This is a genomic window from Streptomyces gelaticus, assembly GCF_014649535.1.
GTDB classification, from domain to species: Bacteria; Actinomycetota; Actinomycetes; order Streptomycetales; family Streptomycetaceae; genus Streptomyces; species Streptomyces gelaticus.
Genome location: NZ_BMTF01000012.1, coordinates 93,422 through 111,767 on the forward strand (window position 1 = coordinate 93,422; position 18,346 = coordinate 111,767).

18 protein-coding genes and 3 pseudogenes are annotated in these 18,346 nt (G+C 70.6%); 6 read left to right on the plus strand and 15 right to left on the minus strand.

The window, feature by feature from the left end:
* The 5 genes and pseudogenes from IE107_RS35025 to IE107_RS18770 all read right to left on the minus strand — a co-directional run.
* Positions 1 to 194 (minus strand): hypothetical protein (locus IE107_RS35025; RefSeq protein ID WP_229867078.1); only part of this gene is annotated, 194 nt, incomplete at its 3' end.
* A 173-nt stretch (positions 195 to 367) separates the two neighbouring features.
* Positions 368 to 910, minus strand: coding sequence for an NUDIX hydrolase (locus tag IE107_RS18760; RefSeq protein ID WP_189544955.1), 543 nt, complete (start codon positions 908 to 910; stop codon positions 368 to 370).
* A gap of 5 nt (positions 911 to 915) precedes the next feature.
* Positions 916 to 1,296 (minus strand): annotated as a pseudogene (locus tag IE107_RS35030) (Rossmann-fold NAD(P)-binding domain-containing protein); the annotation flags it as partial.
* A gap of 1 nt (position 1,297) precedes the next feature.
* Positions 1,298 to 1,673: pseudogene (locus IE107_RS35035) on the minus strand (ATP-binding protein); the annotation flags it as partial.
* Between the two features lie 8 nt (positions 1,674 to 1,681).
* A complete protein-coding gene (locus IE107_RS18770) occupies positions 1,682 to 2,107 on the minus strand; it encodes a hypothetical protein (RefSeq protein ID WP_189544956.1) in 426 nt (141 codons plus the stop codon).
* Positions 2,108 to 2,261: 154 nt separating this feature from the next.
* Here IE107_RS18770 and IE107_RS18775 point away from each other — a divergent pair, with 154 nt between their 5' ends.
* Genes IE107_RS18775 through IE107_RS18785 form a run of 3 tightly spaced genes read left to right on the plus strand, consistent with a single transcriptional unit; the run spans position 2,262 to position 4,760 of the window.
* Positions 2,262 to 3,362 (plus strand): helix-turn-helix domain-containing protein, encoded by a 1,101-nt coding sequence (locus tag IE107_RS18775; RefSeq protein ID WP_189544957.1) that lies wholly within the window; start codon positions 2,262 to 2,264, stop codon positions 3,360 to 3,362.
* Between the two features lie 14 nt (positions 3,363 to 3,376).
* Complete coding sequence (locus IE107_RS18780; protein ID WP_189544958.1) at positions 3,377 to 4,045, plus strand: YdcF family protein; 669 nt, start codon at positions 3,377 to 3,379, stop codon at positions 4,043 to 4,045.
* A gap of 43 nt (positions 4,046 to 4,088) precedes the next feature.
* A complete protein-coding gene (locus IE107_RS18785; protein WP_229867079.1) occupies positions 4,089 to 4,760 on the plus strand; it encodes a WbqC family protein in 672 nt (223 codons plus the stop codon).
* A gap of 122 nt (positions 4,761 to 4,882) precedes the next feature.
* On the opposite strand, the gene IE107_RS18790 is transcribed toward IE107_RS18785, so the two are convergent.
* The 9 genes from IE107_RS18790 to sbnA form a co-directional block, all read right to left on the minus strand.
* Complete coding sequence (locus tag IE107_RS18790; RefSeq protein WP_189544960.1) at positions 4,883 to 5,446, minus strand: Uma2 family endonuclease; 564 nt, start codon at positions 5,444 to 5,446, stop codon at positions 4,883 to 4,885.
* A 405-nt stretch (positions 5,447 to 5,851) separates the two neighbouring features.
* The gene (locus IE107_RS18795) at positions 5,852 to 7,027 is read right to left on the minus strand and encodes an FAD-dependent monooxygenase (protein WP_189544961.1); all 1,176 of its coding nucleotides are present in this window, start codon (positions 7,025 to 7,027) and stop codon (positions 5,852 to 5,854) included.
* The gene (locus tag IE107_RS18800; protein ID WP_189544962.1) at positions 7,024 to 8,487 is read right to left on the minus strand and encodes a condensation domain-containing protein; all 1,464 of its coding nucleotides are present in this window, start codon (positions 8,485 to 8,487) and stop codon (positions 7,024 to 7,026) included. Before IE107_RS18800 ends, IE107_RS18795 begins: the two co-directional genes overlap by 4 nt.
* Positions 8,484 to 9,200 carry a 2-hydroxychromene-2-carboxylate isomerase gene (locus IE107_RS18805; protein ID WP_189544963.1) on the minus strand — a complete coding sequence of 239 codons (717 nt, stop codon included), beginning with the start codon at positions 9,198 to 9,200 and terminating at the stop codon, positions 8,484 to 8,486. Before IE107_RS18805 ends, IE107_RS18800 begins: the two co-directional genes overlap by 4 nt.
* Before the next feature lie 35 nt (positions 9,201 to 9,235).
* Positions 9,236 to 9,979 (minus strand): 3-oxoacyl-ACP reductase FabG, encoded by a 744-nt coding sequence (fabG, locus tag IE107_RS18810; RefSeq protein ID WP_189544964.1) that lies wholly within the window; start codon positions 9,977 to 9,979, stop codon positions 9,236 to 9,238.
* Between the two features lie 80 nt (positions 9,980 to 10,059).
* On the minus strand, positions 10,060 to 11,154 hold the full coding sequence (locus IE107_RS18815) for a beta-ketoacyl synthase N-terminal-like domain-containing protein (protein WP_189544965.1): 1,095 nt from the start codon (positions 11,152 to 11,154) through the stop codon (positions 10,060 to 10,062).
* A 35-nt stretch (positions 11,155 to 11,189) separates the two neighbouring features.
* Positions 11,190 to 12,482, minus strand: coding sequence for a beta-ketoacyl-[acyl-carrier-protein] synthase family protein (locus IE107_RS18820; RefSeq protein ID WP_189544966.1), 1,293 nt, complete (start codon positions 12,480 to 12,482; stop codon positions 11,190 to 11,192).
* Positions 12,479 to 12,742 (minus strand): acyl carrier protein, encoded by a 264-nt coding sequence (locus tag IE107_RS18825; RefSeq protein ID WP_189544967.1) that lies wholly within the window; start codon positions 12,740 to 12,742, stop codon positions 12,479 to 12,481. Before IE107_RS18825 ends, IE107_RS18820 begins: the two co-directional genes overlap by 4 nt.
* 82 nt (positions 12,743 to 12,824) lie before the next feature.
* Positions 12,825 to 13,874, minus strand: a complete 1,050-nt coding sequence (gene sbnA / locus IE107_RS18830) for a 2,3-diaminopropionate biosynthesis protein SbnA (protein WP_189544968.1) — start codon at positions 13,872 to 13,874, stop codon at positions 12,825 to 12,827.
* Between the two features lie 211 nt (positions 13,875 to 14,085).
* On the opposite strand from sbnA, the gene IE107_RS18835 reads away from it, so the two are divergent.
* From IE107_RS18835 to IE107_RS18845, 3 genes are all read left to right on the plus strand, one after another.
* The gene (locus IE107_RS18835; protein ID WP_189544969.1) at positions 14,086 to 15,699 is read left to right on the plus strand and encodes a tryptophan halogenase family protein; all 1,614 of its coding nucleotides are present in this window, start codon (positions 14,086 to 14,088) and stop codon (positions 15,697 to 15,699) included.
* 86 nt (positions 15,700 to 15,785) lie between these two features.
* Positions 15,786 to 16,322 (plus strand): flavin reductase family protein, encoded by a 537-nt coding sequence (locus IE107_RS18840; RefSeq protein WP_189544970.1) that lies wholly within the window; start codon positions 15,786 to 15,788, stop codon positions 16,320 to 16,322.
* On the plus strand, positions 16,309 to 17,649 hold the full coding sequence (locus IE107_RS18845) for a cation:proton antiporter (protein ID WP_189544971.1): 1,341 nt from the start codon (positions 16,309 to 16,311) through the stop codon (positions 17,647 to 17,649). Before IE107_RS18840 ends, IE107_RS18845 begins: the two co-directional genes overlap by 14 nt.
* 90 nt (positions 17,650 to 17,739) lie before the next feature.
* On the opposite strand, the pseudogene IE107_RS35040 reads toward IE107_RS18845, so the two are convergent.
* Positions 17,740 to 18,346 (minus strand): annotated as a pseudogene (locus tag IE107_RS35040) (anthranilate phosphoribosyltransferase); the annotation flags it as partial.

Consider the following 18,346-nt stretch of genomic DNA (forward strand, 5'->3'; position numbering starts at 1 on the left):
CGCCGATGCACCACGTCTTGTAGCTTCTCCGACTGCGCCAGAAACTTCTGGGCGCGAACAGTCTCCTCGACCAGTACGCCGCGCACCTGGCAGAACCCACCCCACCTCCGGAGAACGAACCCTGAACGGTGCAATCCCTCGCCGAGGGCGCCGCCGGGATCGCTCTGCTGCACACCGAGATCGCCAGTCGGCACAGCGGCTCCTGGCGCACCGCACACGGCGTCACCATTACCTACGACTGTCAAGTATTTTCGCTGGCAGATACGTTGCAGTGGCTTGGGGACGTGGGGCATGCTCTCGCCCAAGGTTGGTGGGCGGCCGCCCCGCTCACGGTGAGGAACTCGATTGCGGGGCAGCCAGTTGTGGCTCAGCGGAGTGCTTGGACAACTCGCTGCTTGAGGCGCTCATCGTGGAGGCTCTCGACCTCGCGCCAGGCGGCGTCGGAGACCTCTTCGGCCTGCAGTTCGCCGATGCTGGCGGTGGTGTGGAAGAGGAAGCGGAAGTCGAAGTGCTGGTGGGCGGGTTCGTCCTTGGCGGGGTTGGCGTCGATGGGGTGGATGTCGACGTGAAGCGGGACCTCACCGCGCGGGGTAACGACGTGGGGCGGGATGCCGGTCTCCTCGGCAAGTTCGCGGCCAGCGGCCTGCAGGAGCGTGTTGTCCGGGGCCTCCAGATGACCGCCAGGCAGCAGCCACTTCTGGGTCGCGTTGTGGAGAATGTGCAGGATGCGGCCGTCGGGGCCGACGAGGATCGCGCCGACGGTGACGTGGCCGGGCAGGGTCTTGCGGCTGGTGAGGTCGTCGCCGTCGTCGAGGAGGCCGAGTACGACGCCAAGTTCGCGTTTGTCCTCAGGGTGTTCGTCGAGGTAGGCGGCAATGGTGGTGCAGATGTGGTCGGCTGTGATGGGCATGCTGATCACCTGTTGAAGTAGGAGAGCCAGGTCGCCGCGATCGCTTCGCGGTCGGGTGCGGAGACTTCATGGATGCCGGGGGCGAGGTCGCCGCGGGTGAGCATCCTGATCGCTGCGAGGATCTCGGCCTGGACCAGGAAGATGAACGGCCCAACGCTGGCGCCGTGGATGAAGTTGACGGCGTTGCCGCCGTTCGCCAGATAGAAGTAATGGCCGGTGGTCTGGTAGCGGGTGACGTGGTCGCCGACCTGCGTACGGGTGTAGACGTCCGGGAGCCCGGCGAGGTCGAGTTCGTCCTCGCTGGAGGTGACGGTGGCGACGTAGGCGCCGTTGCGCAGGTGGGAGAAGTCCTCGCCGCGCAGGGAGACGGCGCCGGTTGCGCAGAGTGAAGCAGGACCAGACGATCTTCCCGAACGGAGTGCGGTCCTCGACTCCCCAGCCGTCGGCGAGTTCGTTCACCAGAGTCAGCCCGCGTCCGGAAGTGTCCGTGGCGGTGGCCTGGCGGGCCTCGGGGCGCTGGCGGCGGCTGTCGTGCACTTCCATGCGTACGACTTCCTCTTCGACGTCGAGCTTGACCAGGAAGCCGTGCCCGGGGGCGGTGCCGTGGACCAGGGCGTTGGTGGTGAGCTCGGAGACGCAGAGCCGGACGTCCTCGACGCGGCCCAACAGGCCCCAGCCGGCCAGGGTTTCGGTGGTGAATGTCCGTGCCTGGCCGACCCGATTCGGGCCGGGCCTCGAAGAACCGCTGGGTCGTCTTGGTCATCACGGTCCTCATGACTCGGCGTCCAGGACGCGGGTGGTGCCGGGATGGCGGCGGCGGATGAGGACGCTGGGGGAGACGGACGGGTGCGTGGGACGAGGACGGCGGACCAGCAGCAGCCGGGAGCCGGCCGACTCGATCCGCCGTCCGCGTTCAGCAGCTATGGCCTTCGGCCCCAGGTGCGACATGGCCGGGGCGACGACACCGTAGACGTCCGGCACCGCGAGCACGTCCAGCAGCCCGGCGAATGCCTCCGAGGGCCTGGCGACGGCATCGCGGTCGGTGAAGACGCCGGACAGCTGCAGTTCGTGGCTGCGGCAGTACTCGGCGAGCGAGGCGACCAGTGCGTCCTGCCGTGCTTGGGAGACCCGCACCAGTCGCAGGAAGCCGTAAACGACCGGGCCGTTGACCGGGCGATGCTCCGTGAGGGGTTCCATGCTCAGGACCGTCCAAAAGACTCGACAAGCGGTGACACTCCGAGCATGGCGTCCGGCCGACTAGCGGCCAATCACCGGCCGTTCTACTTCCGTTCCACTTTCGTCCCGCCGACTGCACGCGTCTGCTTCGATGACCGGTGGAAGGGAGTGAGGCGTGGCGACCGTGCACCACTGGACCGGCCTGGAGGCCAAGGCCCTGCGGCTCGCCCTGCGACTGAGCGTGCGGGCCTTCGCCCAGCGGCTCGGCCTGGCGGTCGCGACCGTGTCCAAATGGGAGTCCAAACTCGCCGACACCGAGCCCAGGCCCGACACGCAGGCCATCCTCGACACCGCCCTCGGCCGCGCGGACGCCTCCATCCACCTGCGATTCGAGACACTCCTCTCCGAGATGACCAGCCCGCTGACCGCCGCCCGCCGCCGTGTGACCGCTTCCGGTCCCAGGGCTTGGGAGTACGAGTCCTGGGCGGATGACCTGGACCGGGTCGTGGTCGCCTTGTCCCGGCAGAACTTCACCTTCGCCAACAGCCTCCTGACCCGGTGGCTGAGCCGGTTCCAGGCCCCTGAGCTGGACGAGAAGGGCCTGTACCTCTTCGCCCGCTCCACCGCCCTGCTCGGCGACCTCAAACGCGACCAGGGCGTCGTCCTCGGCCCGCTGTCGGCCCAGCACTCCTATGCCGACGCCTGCGCGATCTTCACCCAACTCGACATCCCCCGCCGCGTCGCCCAGCTTGAGTTGTCCCTCGCCGTGGTCACCGAGATGTCCGGCAATCTGGAGATCGCCGCCCGCAACTACGAGACCCTCGCCGTCGACGACCGACTCTCCCGGCGCGACCGGGCGAGGGCCCGGTTGTGGGTGGGGACCGCGCTGAGCAAGGACGGGCAGCACGACTATGCGACCCGCGTCATGACCGCCGCTACCCGCGACTTCGAAGACCTCACCGAACCGGACGACTGGTCGGTGGCCCACCAGAAACTCGCCCTCGCCCGCCGCGGCGTCGGCGACCTCACCCAAGCCCTGCACTTCATCGACATCGCCCGCAGCAGCGGGACGACCGACTCACCGATGCAACGTGTGCGACTGGACACCGCTCATGGCCACATCCTGCTCTCCGATGCGGCGACCCGGGATGATGGACTCCTCGTCCTCGACCAGGCCGCCAAGGTGGCCGCGCAGTACGGACTTGTGCACCAGCTGCGCAGTATCGAGGGCATCAGCGCCATGGGCGATGGGCCGACCGGCCCCCGGCAACGGTGACCAGGGAGAAGCACGTGACCAACGACCAGCAGGGCATCGCCGAGAGCCAGTGGTGCCAGGCCAAGACGATCTGGGACTACCACCAGATGCACCACGAGCTGCGACCCGTCGACGCGGCGATCGGGCTGGGCAGCCACGACCTCGGTGTCGCAACCCACTCCGCCGAGCTGTACCGCTCCGGCCTCTTCCCGACGCTGGTGTTCACCGGCGGCAACAGCCCCACCACCGCCAAAGTCTTCCCCCGCGGGGAGGCCGTCCACTTCCGCGAGCACGCCATCGACCTCGGCGTCCCCGCCGAGGCAATCTTGCTGGAGCCGAATGCGGCGAACACCGGGCAGAACATCACCTTCTCCCGCAAGGTCCTTGCCGCCGCGGGCATCCATCCGACCACGGTGCTGCTGGTCTCCAAGCCCTATATGGAAAGGCGGTCGTTCGCGACCGCCCGCAAGCTGTGGCCCGACGTCGAGATCCTGTGCGCATCGGAGCCGCTGGAGTTCGACGACTATCTGAAGTCCATCGGCGACGAGAAGCTCGTCCTGGACATGCTCGTCGGGGACCTCCAACGGGTCATCGAGTATCCGAAGCTCGGATTCGCCATCGAGCAGGAGGTCCCGGAGGACGTGCATGCCGCGTACGAATCCCTCATCCACGACGGCTTCACCAGCCGCCTCATCGCCTCGTGACCTACCCGCCCCCGGCGGGCTCTGCTCCATCCACCAGCCCAATGTGTTCCCGAGGCTGACGACGCTGGCCAAGCTGTTCGCGGCGGACTACTGGATCGTCCTGGACGATGTGCAGTTCGCCCGCCGCGACTACCAGCACCGAGCCCGCCTCGCCGGCCTCTGCGACCCGGCCCGCCAGCAGTGGCTCACCATCCCCACCCACCTGCCCAGCGGGCGGCCCACCCTCATCCGGGACGCCGTGATCGATGGCCCCGCCCTGGCCCGCCACAGGACCGCAGGGATGCTGCGGCAGCACTACGGGGCCAGCCCGCACTGGCCCGCCCTCGCCCAGGCCCTGGACCCGGTGCTGGGCTCCTTCACCACCGGGCGGACCGCGGCCGTCGCCGAAGCCTCCACCCGTGTCCTGCTGAACCTGCTCGGCTGGCAGGGCCAGATCCTCAGCAGCAGCAGCCTGGCCGCCCGGCCGGGCCGATCTGTGCGGCTCGCCGACCTGGCCGCGGTCACAGGTGCCCGCACGTATCTGTGTGGAACCGGCGGCATGAGCTATCTCGACCCCGCCCCGTTCGCGGCCCGAAACATCGCCGTGGCCCCGTTCCGGCCGCCGACCACGGGCATCTGGTCCTCCGGCTATCGGCTCAGTGCCCTGTGGGCTCTCGCGACACTCGGCCCGCAGACCGTGGCCGCCCGCCTCCAAGCCCTCGCCATCCGCCCCTGACGACCGGCGCCCTCGCCGTCCTGGCCAAGGAAAGCAAGGGCGGGGGCTTGGCGCAGGTGGAGGAAGGACCGCGCGGCGGGGTTCTGGGGGCGAGGGATGGCGTGTTCGAGGATGTCGGCCGGCTACTGCCGGGCGAGCCCGGCCGGGTCGATCGCGAAGGGGAACGGGGTGTCGAGCCGGGTGACCTCGCCGGACAGGGCGGGCGTCTGCTCGACGTACCGGCCGTTCTCCAGCTCGGTGACGATCAGCCGGGGTGCCGGGTCGAATTCCAGGCGCCAGTAGTGCGGGATCGCGGCCTCGGCGTAGAGCATGGGCTTGAACTTCCGGTCCATCGTCTTGTTGCCGGGTGAGACCAGCTCGACCACGAGCTGAACGGCTTCGGCGTCGATGCTGACACCGTCGTCGACGGTCGCACCGGCGTCGGCGACCACGATGTCCGGCACCACCAGGCCGGACGGCAGGGTCACATTGATGGCTTCCAGGATCTCGACCGGTGCACCGGCGGCGCGGGCCGCGGCGTCCAGGGCCACGTGGAGCCGGAAGGACGCACGCTGGTGGCGCAGACCGGGGGCGGGGGACATCATCAGGGACTCCCCCAGCAGCTCGTACCGGACACTGCGGTCCTCCGGCAGCGCGAGGACATCGGCGACGGTCCACGGCCCGGTGTGATCGGCAGCAACGCTCATTCCCTCCACCTCCTCATCCGCACGGCACTGCCAGTGTGGCCCGAACCGGCGCCGGGTGTCTCCTGGCAGACCGTACGACGGTGGTCGTCGGTCCTGCGGAAGCAGGTCGGGGTCGCCGTCACGGCGGCCCCGAGCCCATTCTGCCGGGTGGGTGTGACAGCGAGGGACAGGGTCCGGGAGCCGGTCGTGCTCGGCCGGTGCCGCCGGGCGGCGGACGTGGCGCAGGCGGTGGTTCCTCGGCCGCGACGGGTTCGGGGGTGGTGAGGAAGATCCGAGCGAACCGGCGCCTGCACTCTCCGTGACGATCGACCACGGACCATGCACCGCCGACCCGGCGCCAGGGGCCTCTGGCGCGGGGAGAGCGCCAGAGGCCCCTGTTCGGTGGGACGGCGTCCCGGCCGTGCGTCAGGCCGCCTGGGGAAGACGGTCCCGCGTCCCGCGCAGGGCCGCCTCGACATCGTGGTCGAATACCCAGTCGACGCTCTCGGCGTCGATGCGGCGGGGCGCGGACACGTCCTTCGGCTGCTGCCCGGGCCGGGAGCCGAGTTGCACGCGCGTGGTGTGCGGCCTGCGCGCCTCCTCGTAGCGGCGCAGTGCGGCGGCGATGCCGTCCGCGCCGGGCGGCGCCTCTTCGAGGCAGACGGCGAGCGCCACGGCGTCCTCCACCGCCTGGTTGGCGCCCTGCCCGTGGTACGGGAGCATCGGGTGGGCCGCGTCGCCCAGCAGGGTCGTGCGGGAGGTGCTCCACCGCTCCAGCGGCGCGCGGTCGTACAGCGCCCAGCGGCGCACCTCGCCCGCGGCGTCGGCGAGCGCGCGCACGGCCGGGTCCCAGCCCGTCAGGACGGCGTCGAGGTCGGTGCGGTCGCCCGCGCTGGTCCACGATTCGGCGGCGCCCTCGGCGGCCGGGGTCACCACGACGTAGGTGAACTGCCGGCCCCCGGCGACCGGGTAGAGCAGGACGCGCGCGGTGGGGCCCGCGTACATGTACATCAGCGCGGGGTCCAGGTCCGGCAGGTCCACGGCATTGACCACACCGCGCAGGGCGCTGTCGCCGGAGTAGACCGGGGTGTCGGCGCCCGCGACCGCGCGACGGACCGCCGAGTGCACGCCGTCCGCGCCGATCAGCACGTCGGCGTGGGCGTCGGTGCCGTCCGCGAAGTGCAGGACGACCCCGTACACGGTCTCCTCGTACCGGACGAGCTCCTTGCCGGTGTGCACCCGCTCGGCGGGGACGCACGAGGACAGCATCCGGTGCAGGTCGCCGCGGTGCACGGTGTAGTACGGGGCACGGAACCGCTCCTGCCACGCCTCGCCCATCTCCTGGCGGGCCACGGTGGCGCCGTTGTGGAAGGCCCGCACCTCCAGGGCCTCGGGGCGCACCGCACACCGTTCCAGCTCCGGCCCGAGGCCGAGTCGTTGGAGCAGTCGGGTGCCGTTGGGGCCGAGGTGCATGCCGACGCCCTGCTCGCGCAGCTCCTCCCCCCGCTCGTAGACCTGGACGTCCAGGCCCCGGTGGTGCAGTGCGGCGGCGGCCGTCAGCCCGCCGAGTCCCGCACCCACGATCGCGATACGCATGGTCATCGAAGTTCCCAGGAGTTCTCGAAGGATTCGAAGTCGTCGAAATCGGCGACGTCACCGAAGGAGGTGGAGCCCAGGGCGAGCAGCGCGGCCGTCTCGTCCTGTCCGGCCAGTTCCACGTCGGCGATCCGGGTCCCCGGGTCGGCGACGGCCGCGGCGAGCATCCGCTCGTAACCGTCCGCGAACCGCTCGACCGTGGCACGATCGAGCAGGTCGGTGTCGTACGAGAAGGCGGCGGTGACACCGTCGGGGGTCTGCTCGATGCGCAGCAGCAGGTCCAGCTGGCCCTCCTGCTGCGGGACGTCGATGAGGGCGATGTCCAGCCCCTTGTACGTGACGGACGGGCCGATGACCTGCCCCGGCGGGACGTTGGGCACCGGCGGGTCCATCCGGTCCATCTGGACCAGGAACAGCGCGGTACGGAAGACGGTGGCCTGCGGGAAGGCCAGGGCGCACGGGTAGCGGACGTTGACCATGCCCCGCATCACCCGCTCGCCGGCCAGTGCGGCGGTGCTCCGGAAGGTACTGGCGGCGTCGAACTCGGCCCGTACCGGCATGGTGTTGAGGAAGCAGCCGATCACGTCCCGCTGCGCTTTGCCCATCCGGCTGGTCGCGGGCACCCCGAGGACGAACTCCTCCTGGCCGGTCCAGCGGTGGGTGAGTGCCTGGAAGACGCCGAGCAGATACGCGAACGGGGTGACACCCGCGTCGTCGGCTGCCGCGTCCAGCTCCTGGGCGGTGGCCGGAGCGAGCACCCGTACCACGGTGCCGCCCCGGAGGGAGCGCACGACGGGGCGCGGCCGGTCCAGCGGCAGCTCCGCGGCGGGCGCTCCGGCAACCGCCTCGCGCCACCTGGCCGCGCCGCGGTGCCCCGCCTCGGAGGCGATGTGGCGCAGTTCCTCGGCGGCATGGTCGGCGTACGAGCCGGGAATGGGCCGCCAGGCCGGGGCGGTGCCGGTGGAGATGCCCGCGTAGGCGTCGAGCAGGTCGCGGACGAGCAGCCAGCGCGAGGTGAAGTCGCTGACGATGTGATGGGCGGCGGTCACGAGCGCCCACTCGTCGTCGGAGCGGCGCAGCAGCACGACCCGGAAGGTGCCGGACTCCAGGCGGAAGGGGCGGGCGCCCGCCTCCTCGGCGGCCCGTCGCAGACCGTCCTCGTCGATGCCGTCGAGGTCACTGAACTCCATACGGACCAGGGCTCGTTCGGCTGCGGTGCGCACCGGTGTGCCGCCCTGCTCGGTGAAGACCGAGCGCAACAGCTCCTGCCTGTCGCCGACGGCGGTGACCGCCTCGGCCATGGCGGCCGGGTCGACGGGGCCGCGCAGCAGCAGCGGCATCACGATGTTGTAGGCGGCGCTCTCCGGGGCGACGCGGTACGCGGTCCACATCGCTTCCTGGACGGCGGTCAGCGGCAGGGTTCCCTCGGCCGTGGCGTGCTCGCCGGTGCCGGTCGCGGTGCTCATCCGCAGCCTCCCGCGTGGCTCATGTCGGTGGTCCGGCCCGCGGCGGGCACGGTGGGCGGCTCGGCGGTGACGGGCGCGGGGGCGGTGGCGGGGGCGAAGGAGGCGGCGAAGTCGGTGACGCGGTCCAGGCCCCAGTACGGCTCGCTGCCGTTGATGAAGTACGGCACTCCGAAGACGCCGTCGCGGTGCACGTCGAGCAGCGCCCGCACGCCCTGCTCGCGCACGAGCGGGTGGTGGGGGGCCTGGGCGACCTCCGCACCGTCCAGGCCGATCTCCTCGGCCAGGTCGCGCACCACGTGCGGGTCGCAGATGTCATACCCCTCCAGCCAGCGGGCCCGTCCGGCGCGCTCGACCCAGCTGCGGCCGAGTCCCTCGCGCTCGGCGAGGAACCAGGTCAGGTGGGCCGGCTCCCACCAGGGCTTGCGGTCCACCGGCCAGGTCAGCGCCATGCCGCGGGCGGCGGCGAGCCTGCGCACATCACGAAGGATGTAGAACTGCTTGGCGCGGGACATCGGGTGGAACGGGAACTCGGCGCCGGGTGCGGCTTCGGCGAGCAGCTTCTCGCTGGTCGGGTCCGGCTCCCAGAACGGGCGCCATTCGATGCGGTCGAGAAGCTCCGGGTGGTCGCGCTCCAGGTCGGCGAGGGCGAAGAAGTTGTAGGGGCTGCGCAGGTTGAAGTAGAACCGGGGCGGCTTGGTGGTGCGGGCGGTCATGGCGAACTCCTTGGGATCACGAGAGGACCGGGGTTTCAGACGACCAGGCCGCCGTCGATGGAGAAGACCTGTCCGGTGATGTAGGCGGCACGGTCGGAGGCGAGGAACGCCACGAGTTCGGCGACCTCCTCGGGCTCCCCGAACCGGCCGAGCGGAATGCTCCTGGTCATGTCCTTGGCGTACTTCTCGGAGAGTCCGCCGGTCATGTCGGTACGGATGAAGCCGGGGGCCACGGTGTTGGCGCGCAGCCCGGCCCGGCCGCCCTCCTTGGCCAGGGCCTTGGTGAAGCCGATGATCCCGGCCTTGGAGGCCGAGTAGTTGGTCTGGCCGGCCTGTCCCTGGGCCGCGACCGAGGAGAGGGTGATCACGGTGCCCCGACGGCGCTTCATCATCGGGAAGACGAGCGTCCTGGCGAAGTTGTACGTGCCGTCGAGGTTGGTGCGCACCACGGCGTCCCAGTCGTCGTCGGTGAGCGTGGCCAGGTTGCTGTCCCGGACGATTCCGGCAGCGGTGACGAGGGTGTCGACCGGGCCGAGGGTGTTCTCGGCCTCGGCGACGAAGGCGCGCACCTGGTCCCGTTCGGTGACGTCGACGCGGCCGGTCAGGGTCCGGGCCCCGTGTTCCTGGGCCGCCTTCGCGGCGAGCTGGGCCGCCTCGGTCCGGGACTGGTAGCACAGGGCCACGTCGTACCCGTCGCGGGCCAGGACCTCCACGACGGACCGCCCGATACCGCGCGATCCACCGGTGACTAGTGCTACCGGCCTGGGAGTGTCGGACATGGTGCGTGCCCTTTCTGCGAGTGCTGTGCGGGAGGACGGGGCGGGGGGTACGGGGGGCGGGGTACGGGAGTGGTGGCGGCTCAGCCGAGGCGGATCAGGGCCGCGCCGACGGTGCCGTCCCGGTCGACGGCGGTGACCAGGGCGAGCCGGTCCGCGAGCTCCGGGCGGGCGGCCGACTCGGCGAGCACGGCGGCGAGTTGGAAGGCGGCGCCGGCGGCGGTGGTGTCGCCGATGAGGGGGCGGACCGCGAGGCGCGGCGCGGCGAAGCCGTCCAGTGCCACCTTCTCCTCCTTACCGAAGACACCGGGCGGGGTGCCGGGGGCGATGAGCGCGATGTCGTCGGGGCCCCGCCCGGCGGCGGCCAGGACGTCGTCGATGCAGCTCTTCAGGACGGCGGAGGCACGGCCCGTGCTCCGGAAGGCCCGGAAGCGGCAGCCGAGCACCGTGGCGAGGACGGTACGTCCGCTGTCCCTGGCCGCCGCCCCGCTCTCCAGGAGGAAGAGTGCGGCGCCCTCGCCGAGCGGTTCGGCGGCGCTGCCGCCGTGGTCGGCGACCTGCTCCAGCCGGGCGCGCTGTACCGAGAACTCCTCGGCGGCGCCTGCGAGGAGTGTGGTGGCGTGGCCGCCGCGCAGCAGCCGGGAGGCGTAGTTGAGCGCGAGCAGTCCGGTGGCGGCGCCACCGGAGACGGTGACGTTGGGGCCCTTGAGCGTGTGCCGGATGGCGCTCTGCCCGGTGGGGCAGTTCATCACGGTGTTGGGGAACCTGGCGGGGTCGACCAGGTAGGGTGCCTTGCCGGTGAGTGCGTCCCGGGTGAAGTCCATGATCGATTGGACGCTGCCGGAAGTGCCGAGCACCAGGCCCGTGCTCTCGGGGTCGGCGGCCAGGCCCGTCCCGTACTCCTCCAGGAGCATGCCCACTGTGGTGGCGGCGATGGCGGTGACCCGGTCCATGGAGCGGGTGCCCTTGCGGCCGAGGACGGCCTTGATGTCGAAGCCGGGAATGAGTCCGGCCTCGTCGTAGGGCACCGGCCACTGCTCGCTGTCGAGGGTGGCGACGGCGCGCCGTCCCTCGCGCAGTCCGGTCGTGAACCCGTCCCGGCCCAGCCCGTACGGGGAGGACACAGCCCAGCCCGAAACGACCAGGTCCTGCGCGGTGGTGACCGCGTCGGCTGACATGCCGTTCAACTCCTCTCAGGCCACGTCGGGCCGGTTCACGCCGCCGCTGCGGCGTCGGCGGGCAGGTTGTCGGCCGTGTTCGCGTCCCAGTGGCCGAGCATCAGGACCGCGTTGTTCCCGCCGAAGGCGAGGCCGTTGTTCTGCACGACCCGCAGCCGGGCCTCGACCGCCTTGTTGGGTACGCAGTCGACCGCGCACTCGGGGTCGGTGGTGCGGTGGTTGATGGTCGGCGGAATGAAGCCCTCGCGCAGGGCCAGGGAACAGGCCGCGGCGGCCAGCGCGCTCGCGGCGCCCATGGTGTGGCCGATCATCGACTTGATCGACACGGTGCGCGGCAGTTCGTCGCCGAAGACCTGCCGGATCGCGCCGACCTCGGTGACGTCGTTGGCCTTGGTCCCGGTGCCGTGCGCCGAGATGAAGTCCACGTCGCGCGCCTCGATGCCCGCGTTGCGGTGGGCGGCGGTGATGCAGCGCGCGATGGAGTCCCGGTCGGGCGCGACCGGATGGCTCGCGTCGCAGGACAGCCCGTATCCCAGCACCTCCGCATAGATGCGGGCGCCGCGGTCCAGCGCGGACTCCAGGGACTCCATCAGGAGGATCCCAGCGCCCTCGCCGGTCAGGATGCCCTGCCGGTCGGCGTCGAAGGGACGGCACACGTCGGGGGCGATGGTGCCGAGCCGGTAGAAGCCGGTGAACGTCTTGCGGCACAGGGCGTCGGCCCCGCCGCACAGCGCCATCTCGACATCACCGGAGCTGATCGCGTCGTAGCCGGAGCCGACCGCGTAGTTGCCGGCCGCGCAGGCGGTGGGGACGGTGACCGTCTCCACGTCCTCCAGGCCGAGTTCGCGGACGATGCCGGCGGAGAGCCGGCCGGGCCACACCCGGCGTGCGACGGTGGCGTCGAGCCGGTCCTCGCCCTCGGCGACCTGCAGACCGATCAGATGGTCCAGGTCACGGGACTCACCGTCGGTGGTGCCGACCGAGACCAGGGTGCGTCTGGCCCGTACGTCGTCCTCGGTGAGTCCCGCGTCCGCGACCGCCATCCGGCTGCCGGCCACCGCGAACTGCGCGGCCCGGCCGAGCTCCTCGGCCGCCATGTCGCGCAGCCATGCCCCGGGGTCGAAATCGGTGATCTCGCAGGCGTTGGAGTAAGCGAATCCTGTGGTGTCGAAGGCGCCGATCGGCTTGGCGCCGCTGCGCCCGGCCCGCAGGCCGTCGGCGAAGGCGTCCACCCCGGTGCCGATGCTGGTCACCACGCCGAGCCCGGTGATCACCACCCGGTGCCGGGGGGTCGTGCGCGGCGCCGTGCCGCCCGTCGCTCCGCTCACTTTCCCTCGGCCTCCGCGACCACGGCGTACACGCCCGCCAGGTTGACCATGCGGCTGAGCTCCGCCTGCTCCAGGACGAGACCGAAGTTGCGCTCCATGGAGGCGAGGATCTCGATGGTGCGCAGAGAGTCGGCGTCGTGCTCCTCCTTGAAGAGGCTGGTGTCGGTGACCTCGTCGAGCTCCAATTCGAGGATGTCGCAGACGATTTCCTTGATCTCGGCCTTGCGCTCGGTGCTGAGGTCGGCGATCTGGGTGGTCATGTGGTGCCTCCGGGTCTCGGTTCGGTTCTGCTCGGGTATCTGGTTCTGCTCGCTGGTGAAGAAATCCTGCGGTGACGTGCTATTAGCGGGCTATATCGGCCAGTTGTCCGACGATGCCCGTGGTCGTGGGGCCGCCCCACAGGTGGGCGACATCCCCGAAGTGCCGCTGCACCCAGGTGTCGTCGTAGATCGTGTCGAGGTAGCGGTCACCACCGTCGGGCAGCACGATCACGACGTTGGAACCGGGCGGTATGTCCGGGGCGAGCCGGGTCAGGGCCGCGACGACCGCGCCCGACGAGCCGCCGGCGAGGATCGCCTCGCGGCGCACCAGGGTGCGGCAGCCCACCACGCAGTCGAGGTCGCCGACGTGCACCACACGGTCGGCGTCCGCCCGCCGCAGCAGTCTGGGCGCGACGGACGCGCCGTGGCCGGGCACCAGGCGGGCGCAGTCGACGGGTGAGTCGAACAGCGCACTGCCGAGGGCATCGACCGCGTTGACGGTCGTGCCGAGGCGGTGCCGGCGGATGTACTCGGCGCAGCCGCCGAGCGTGCCGCTGGTGCCTGCGGCCACGACGAGCTGGTCGACCTTGCCGTCGAGTGCTTCGGCGACCTCCGCCATCGTGGTCTCGTGGGCCCGCCGGTTGAGCGGATTGGCGTACTGATCGGGCCAGTAGGCGTCAGGAGTGGTCGCCACGAGTTCGGCGACCCTGTGCAGCCGGGCGGGCAGCAGTTCCCCGGTGGCCGGGTCGGGCTCGGTGATGATCTCGACCTCGGCCCCGTAGGCCCGCAGGATCCCGATGTTCTGCCTGGTGGTGCGGGTGTCCACCACACAGACGAGCCGCAGGCCGTAGTAGCCGCAGATCTGCGCGAGCCCGATCGCGAGGTTTCCCGAGCTGGACTCGATGACCGTCGAACGGCCCGGGACGAGCTCCCCGGACCGGATCTTCGTGGCCACCATGTTCAGCGCGGAGCGGTCCTTGACACTGCCGCCGGGGTTGAAACGCTCCACCTTGGCGAACACCCGCGAGGTGAACCCCGGCATCAACCGTTCGAGCTCTACGAGCGGGGTTCCTCCCACAGTGGAAAGGATGCCTTTCAGCCCCGTCTCCGGCTCCCGTTCTGTGCTCGCCATGTGATGCGGCCATCCTCTGCTGGGAGATACGAGTGCGGAATGAACAGGTCCCAGGCTGTGCCCGCGCGCTATACGCCCTCCATAAATCACGGCTCCGAACGATCTCATTCGGCCTTTTCGACCGGGTTATAGAAGTGCCGTAGAGATGCTGCCGACTCTGGCCATCCCCACAGTTCCGCCACCACAACTCCGCCAGAAGAGGAATTTCGATATGACGGGCACCTCCACCGCAACAGACAACGCCATCAAGAAGGTCGTGATCCTCGGCGGCGGTACGGCCGGCTGGATGACCGCCGCCTATCTCGGCAAGGCCCTCCACAACACGGTCGACGTCACGGTCCTGGAGGCGCCGAGCATTCCGCGCATCGGTGTGGGCGAGGCCACCGTGCCCAATCTGCACCGCGTTCTCTTCGACTTCCTCGGAATCGAGGAGGAGGAGTGGATGCGCGAGTGCAACGCCAGTTACAAGATGGCGGTCCGCTTCATCAACTGGCGTACTCCGGGCAAGGGCCAGAGCAGTCCGCGTGAGCTCGACAAGGGCGGTCCGGACCACTTCTACCACCCGTTCGGCATCAGCCCGGAGCACGACAACGTTCCGATGTCGCACTACTGGTTCAAGAACAAGTTCGAGGGGAAGACGGACGAGCCGTACGACTACGCCTGCTTCCGCGAGGCGCCGCTGATGGACGCCAACAAGGCGCCGCGGCACCTGGACGGCTCCTCCCCCACCCGGTACGCGTGGCACTTCGACGCGGCGCTCGTCGCGGACTTCCTGCGCCGGTTCGCCACCGAGAAGCAGGGCGTGCGCCACGTCCAGGACGAGATGACGCGCGTCGAGAAGGACGAGCGGGGCTTCGTCAAGGCCCTGCACACCAAGGAGGGCCGGGTCCTTGACGCGGACCTGTTCGTGGACTGCTCCGGCTTCCGCAGCCTGCTGATGAACCAGGCGATGGAGGAACCCTTCGTCGACATGAGCGACCAGCTGCTGTGCGACCGCGCGGTCGCCACGGCCGTGCCGCACGACGACGAGGCCCACGGTGTGGAGCCGTACACCTCGGCGATCGCCATGTCCTCCGGGTGGACCTGGAAGATACCGATGCTGGGCCGCTTCGGCACCGGTTACGTCTACTCCAGCCGCTTCACCACGCAGGAGGAGGCCACCGCCGAGTTCTGTGAGCTGTGGGGCCTGGACCCCGAGACCACCGAGTTCAACCACGTGAAGTTCCGGGTCGGCCGCAATCGCCGCGCGTGGGTGAAGAACGTCATCGGCATCGGCCTTTCCAGCGCCTTCCTGGAGCCCCTGGAGTCCACCGGCATCTACTTCATCACCGCCGCCGCCTACCAGCTGGCCAAGCACTTCCCGGACAAGACGTTCAACCAGGCCCTGGTCGACAACTTCAACAAGGAAATCGAGGTGATGTTCGACGACACCCGCGATTTCATCCAGACACATTTCTACTTCGCGCCGCGCACCGACTCGCCCTTCTGGCGCGCCAACAAGGAACTGAAACTCGCCCCGAGCATCCGCGAGAAGATCGACGCGTACAAGGCGGGTCTTCCGGTCAATCCCGCGGCCACCGACGACACGACGTACTACGGGAACTTCGAGGCGGAATTCCGTAACTTCTGGACCAACGAGCGCTATTACTGCATCTTCGCCGGCCTCGGTCTGGAGCCGGATGCACCGCTGCCGATCCTCTACCACAAGCCGGAGTCCGTGGCCGCCGCTCAGGCCATGTTCACCCAGGTCAAGCAGGAACAGCAGGAACTCCTCAATTCCCTGCCGAGCACCTACGAGGCGCTCCGCCGGCTGCACGGCAAGTAGTCGTGCCGCACCGCGCCGCCCGGCAGCCGGGACTCCTCTCCGGCCGGCTGCCGGGCGCGCGGCACACGTCTTCGACAGGAGAAACCATGACCGACCGGCCCGTTCCGGAAGCCGACATACGCCCGCTGATGGGCAGTTTCCCCTCTGGCGTCTCCGTGGTGACGACGCTCGACGCCGATGGCACACCCCGCGGGATGACCTGCAGTTCGCTGGCGAGCGTGGCGCTCTCCCCGCCGACGCTCGTGATCTGCCTGCGCACGGCGAGCCCCACCACCGAATCCGTGCTGTCCAGTGGGCAGTTGGCCCTCAATCTGCTGCACGAGGACGCACACGGCACCTCCGACCTCTTCAGCTCCGGCAACCCCGACCGGTTCGCGCTGAGCGAGTGGCGGCTGCCGCTGGGCGCGGGCGGCCCGCATCTGACGGAGGCCGCGCACGCCATCGCCGACTGCGCGGTGGTCGGCACGCGGGAGGTCGGGGACCACACCACCGTCTTTGCCCAGGTACGGCGGTTCACCGCCGACGAGTCCGCCCAGCCGCTGTTGTACGGGCGGCGCCGCTACGCACGCTGGTCGGACGCCACGGCGGCCGCCAAGGAAGGAGCCGGCCGTGTCGGCACGTGACCCCCTGCCCGATCTCCTGATCGCCATCCCGGTGGTCATCCTGGTGTGCCAGGCGGGCGCCCAGCTCTTCCGCAGGTTCGGCCAGCCGCCGGTCATCGGTGAGATCACCCTCGGCATCATGCTGGGGCCGTCGCTGCTGGGCTGGGTCTCGCCCGCGGCACAGACCTGGCTGTTCCCCGATTCTGTGCTGCCCTACATCAGCGCCTTCGGCAACATCGGCCTGCTGGCCTTCATGTTCCTGATCGGCCTCGAACTGGATCTCGGCACCTTGCGCGGCCATCGCGGGACCGCGGTCGCGGTCAGTCAGGCGAGCATCGTCCTGCCGCTGGTCCTGGGCTCGCTGCTGGCCCTCGCGATGTTCGGCTCGTTCGCGCCGCCGGGCGTGGGCCGGTTGCCGTTCGTGCTGTTCATCGCCGTGTCGATGAGCATCACCGCGTTCCCCGTCCTCGCCCGGGTACTCACCGACCGGGGCCTGATCGGTACCCGGATCGGCTCGCTGGCCATGGCGTGCGCGGCGGTCGACGACGTGACCGCCTGGTGCCTGCTGGCGGCGGTGGTCGCGGTGTCGACGAGCGGGTCGCCGGCCGAGGCGCTGACGACGGCGGCGTTCGCCGCGGTCTTCCTCGCCGTCATGATCTACGCGCTGCGTCCGCTGCTCGCCCGATGGGCGGAGCGGGCCGAGCGGATGGCGGACGGCGTGGTCCTCGTCGTTCTCTTCAGCGGCCTGTGCCTCTCCGCACTGGCCACCGACAGGATCGGGGTGCACGCGCTGTTCGGCGCCTTTGTCTTCGGCCTGGTCACTCCGCGGGGGTCGAGGGTCGTCGAACGCTGCACGGCGCGGCTGCGCGCGTTCTCGGTTCCGGTGCTGCTGCCGCTGTTCTTCGTCTCCACCGGGCTGCGCACCGATGTCTCGCTGCTGGCCGCCGACCCTGTCCAGTGGCTGTGGGCGCTGGCGGTGCTCGCCGTCGCGATGCTCGGCAAGTGGGGCGGGAGCACGGGCGGGGCCCGGCTCGCGGGGCGGTCCTGGCGCGACTCCCTGTCGATCGGGGCGCTGATGAACTGCCGGGGCCTGACCGAGCTGGTGGTGCTGAACCTGGGGCTCGAACTCGGTGTGATCGGGCCCGATCTGTTCACCATGCTGGTGCTGATGGCGCTGATCACCACGGGCATCACGTCGCCGGCCCTCTCCTGGATCCGGCGTGAGAAGTTCCGGGGGTCCTCGCGGACGGAGTCCGGGCCGCTCGCCCAGGACGGCACGGAGCCGGCCACGGCCGGCGGGGCGGACCAGGAGCGGGACCGGCTCCGCGAGCCCACCCCTGCCCGGTGACCGCGTGGACGCGCCATGGCCGTACCCCCGGTGTCCCGGGAAGTACCGCCATGGCGCCGTCCACCGTCCCCACCTGTCCTCGGCCCCCGGCTACGCCGCCGTCGCGACCCGGGTGACCGGGGCCCCGACGACCGGTGGGTGCGGAGCCGAGGTGGCCCGTACCCACCGATCGAGGGTGTCGGCCGCGGCGCCGGAGTCGATCGCCCGGCCCGCCGCCTCCACCGCCCGGCCCAGGCGTTCGGTGACGGTACGGCCCCTGGCCGGTTCGCCCGCCACGAGCGCGGCGCCCGCGGAGAGCAGCACCGCGTCCCGCACCGGGCCGCGCTCGCCGTCGAGGACGCGCCGGGCGACGGTGGCGTTGTACGCGGCGTCCTCCCCCCGCAGTGCCTCCAGCGGCGCGAGAGCGATCCCCACGTCGCGCGGGTCGAAGCGCTCCCGCCTGATGTCGCCGTCGTCCACGGCCAGCACGGTGGACGTGGTGGTGACGGTGAGCTCGTCGAGCCCGTCGTCGCCCCGGAAGACCAGGCCCCGGCCGCCGAACCGGGCCAGCGCTCCGGCGATCAGCGGAAGCAGCCGGGCGTCGGCGACCCCGACCGCCTGCGCGGTGGGTGCCGCCGGATTGGTCAGCGGGCCCAGCGCGTTGAAGACGGTCGGGATGCCGAGCTGCTTGCGCGGCCCCGCCGCGTGGCGCATCGCC

What these genes read in the sequence shown, in the direction of transcription:
- IE107_RS18825 (WP_189544967.1), bottom strand. Translation starts at nt 12,742, where the DNA reads ATGACCACCCAGATCGCCGACCTCAGCACCGAGCGCAAGGCCGAGATC.
- IE107_RS18815 (WP_189544965.1), bottom strand. Translation starts at nt 11,154, where the DNA reads ATGTCAGCCGACGCGGTCACCACCGCGCAGGACCTGGTCGTTTCGGGC.
- IE107_RS18805 (WP_189544963.1), bottom strand. Translation starts at nt 9,200, where the DNA reads ATGACCGCCCGCACCACCAAGCCGCCCCGGTTCTACTTCAACCTGCGC.
- IE107_RS18760 (WP_189544955.1), bottom strand. Translation starts at nt 910, where the DNA reads ATGCCCATCACAGCCGACCACATCTGCACCACCATTGCCGCCTACCTC.
- IE107_RS18840 (WP_189544970.1), top strand. Translation starts at nt 15,786, where the DNA reads ATGACCGACCGGCCCGTTCCGGAAGCCGACATACGCCCGCTGATGGGC.
- fabG (WP_189544964.1), bottom strand. Translation starts at nt 9,979, where the DNA reads ATGTCCGACACTCCCAGGCCGGTAGCACTAGTCACCGGTGGATCGCGC.
- IE107_RS18835 (WP_189544969.1), top strand. Translation starts at nt 14,086, where the DNA reads ATGACGGGCACCTCCACCGCAACAGACAACGCCATCAAGAAGGTCGTG.
- IE107_RS18770 (WP_189544956.1), bottom strand. Translation starts at nt 2,107, where the DNA reads ATGGAACCCCTCACGGAGCATCGCCCGGTCAACGGCCCGGTCGTTTAC.
- IE107_RS18790 (WP_189544960.1), bottom strand. Translation starts at nt 5,446, where the DNA reads ATGAGCGTTGCTGCCGATCACACCGGGCCGTGGACCGTCGCCGATGTC.
- sbnA (WP_189544968.1), bottom strand. Translation starts at nt 13,874, where the DNA reads ATGGCGAGCACAGAACGGGAGCCGGAGACGGGGCTGAAAGGCATCCTT.
- IE107_RS18795 (WP_189544961.1), bottom strand. Translation starts at nt 7,027, where the DNA reads ATGACCATGCGTATCGCGATCGTGGGTGCGGGACTCGGCGGGCTGACG.
- IE107_RS18800 (WP_189544962.1), bottom strand. Translation starts at nt 8,487, where the DNA reads ATGAGCACCGCGACCGGCACCGGCGAGCACGCCACGGCCGAGGGAACC.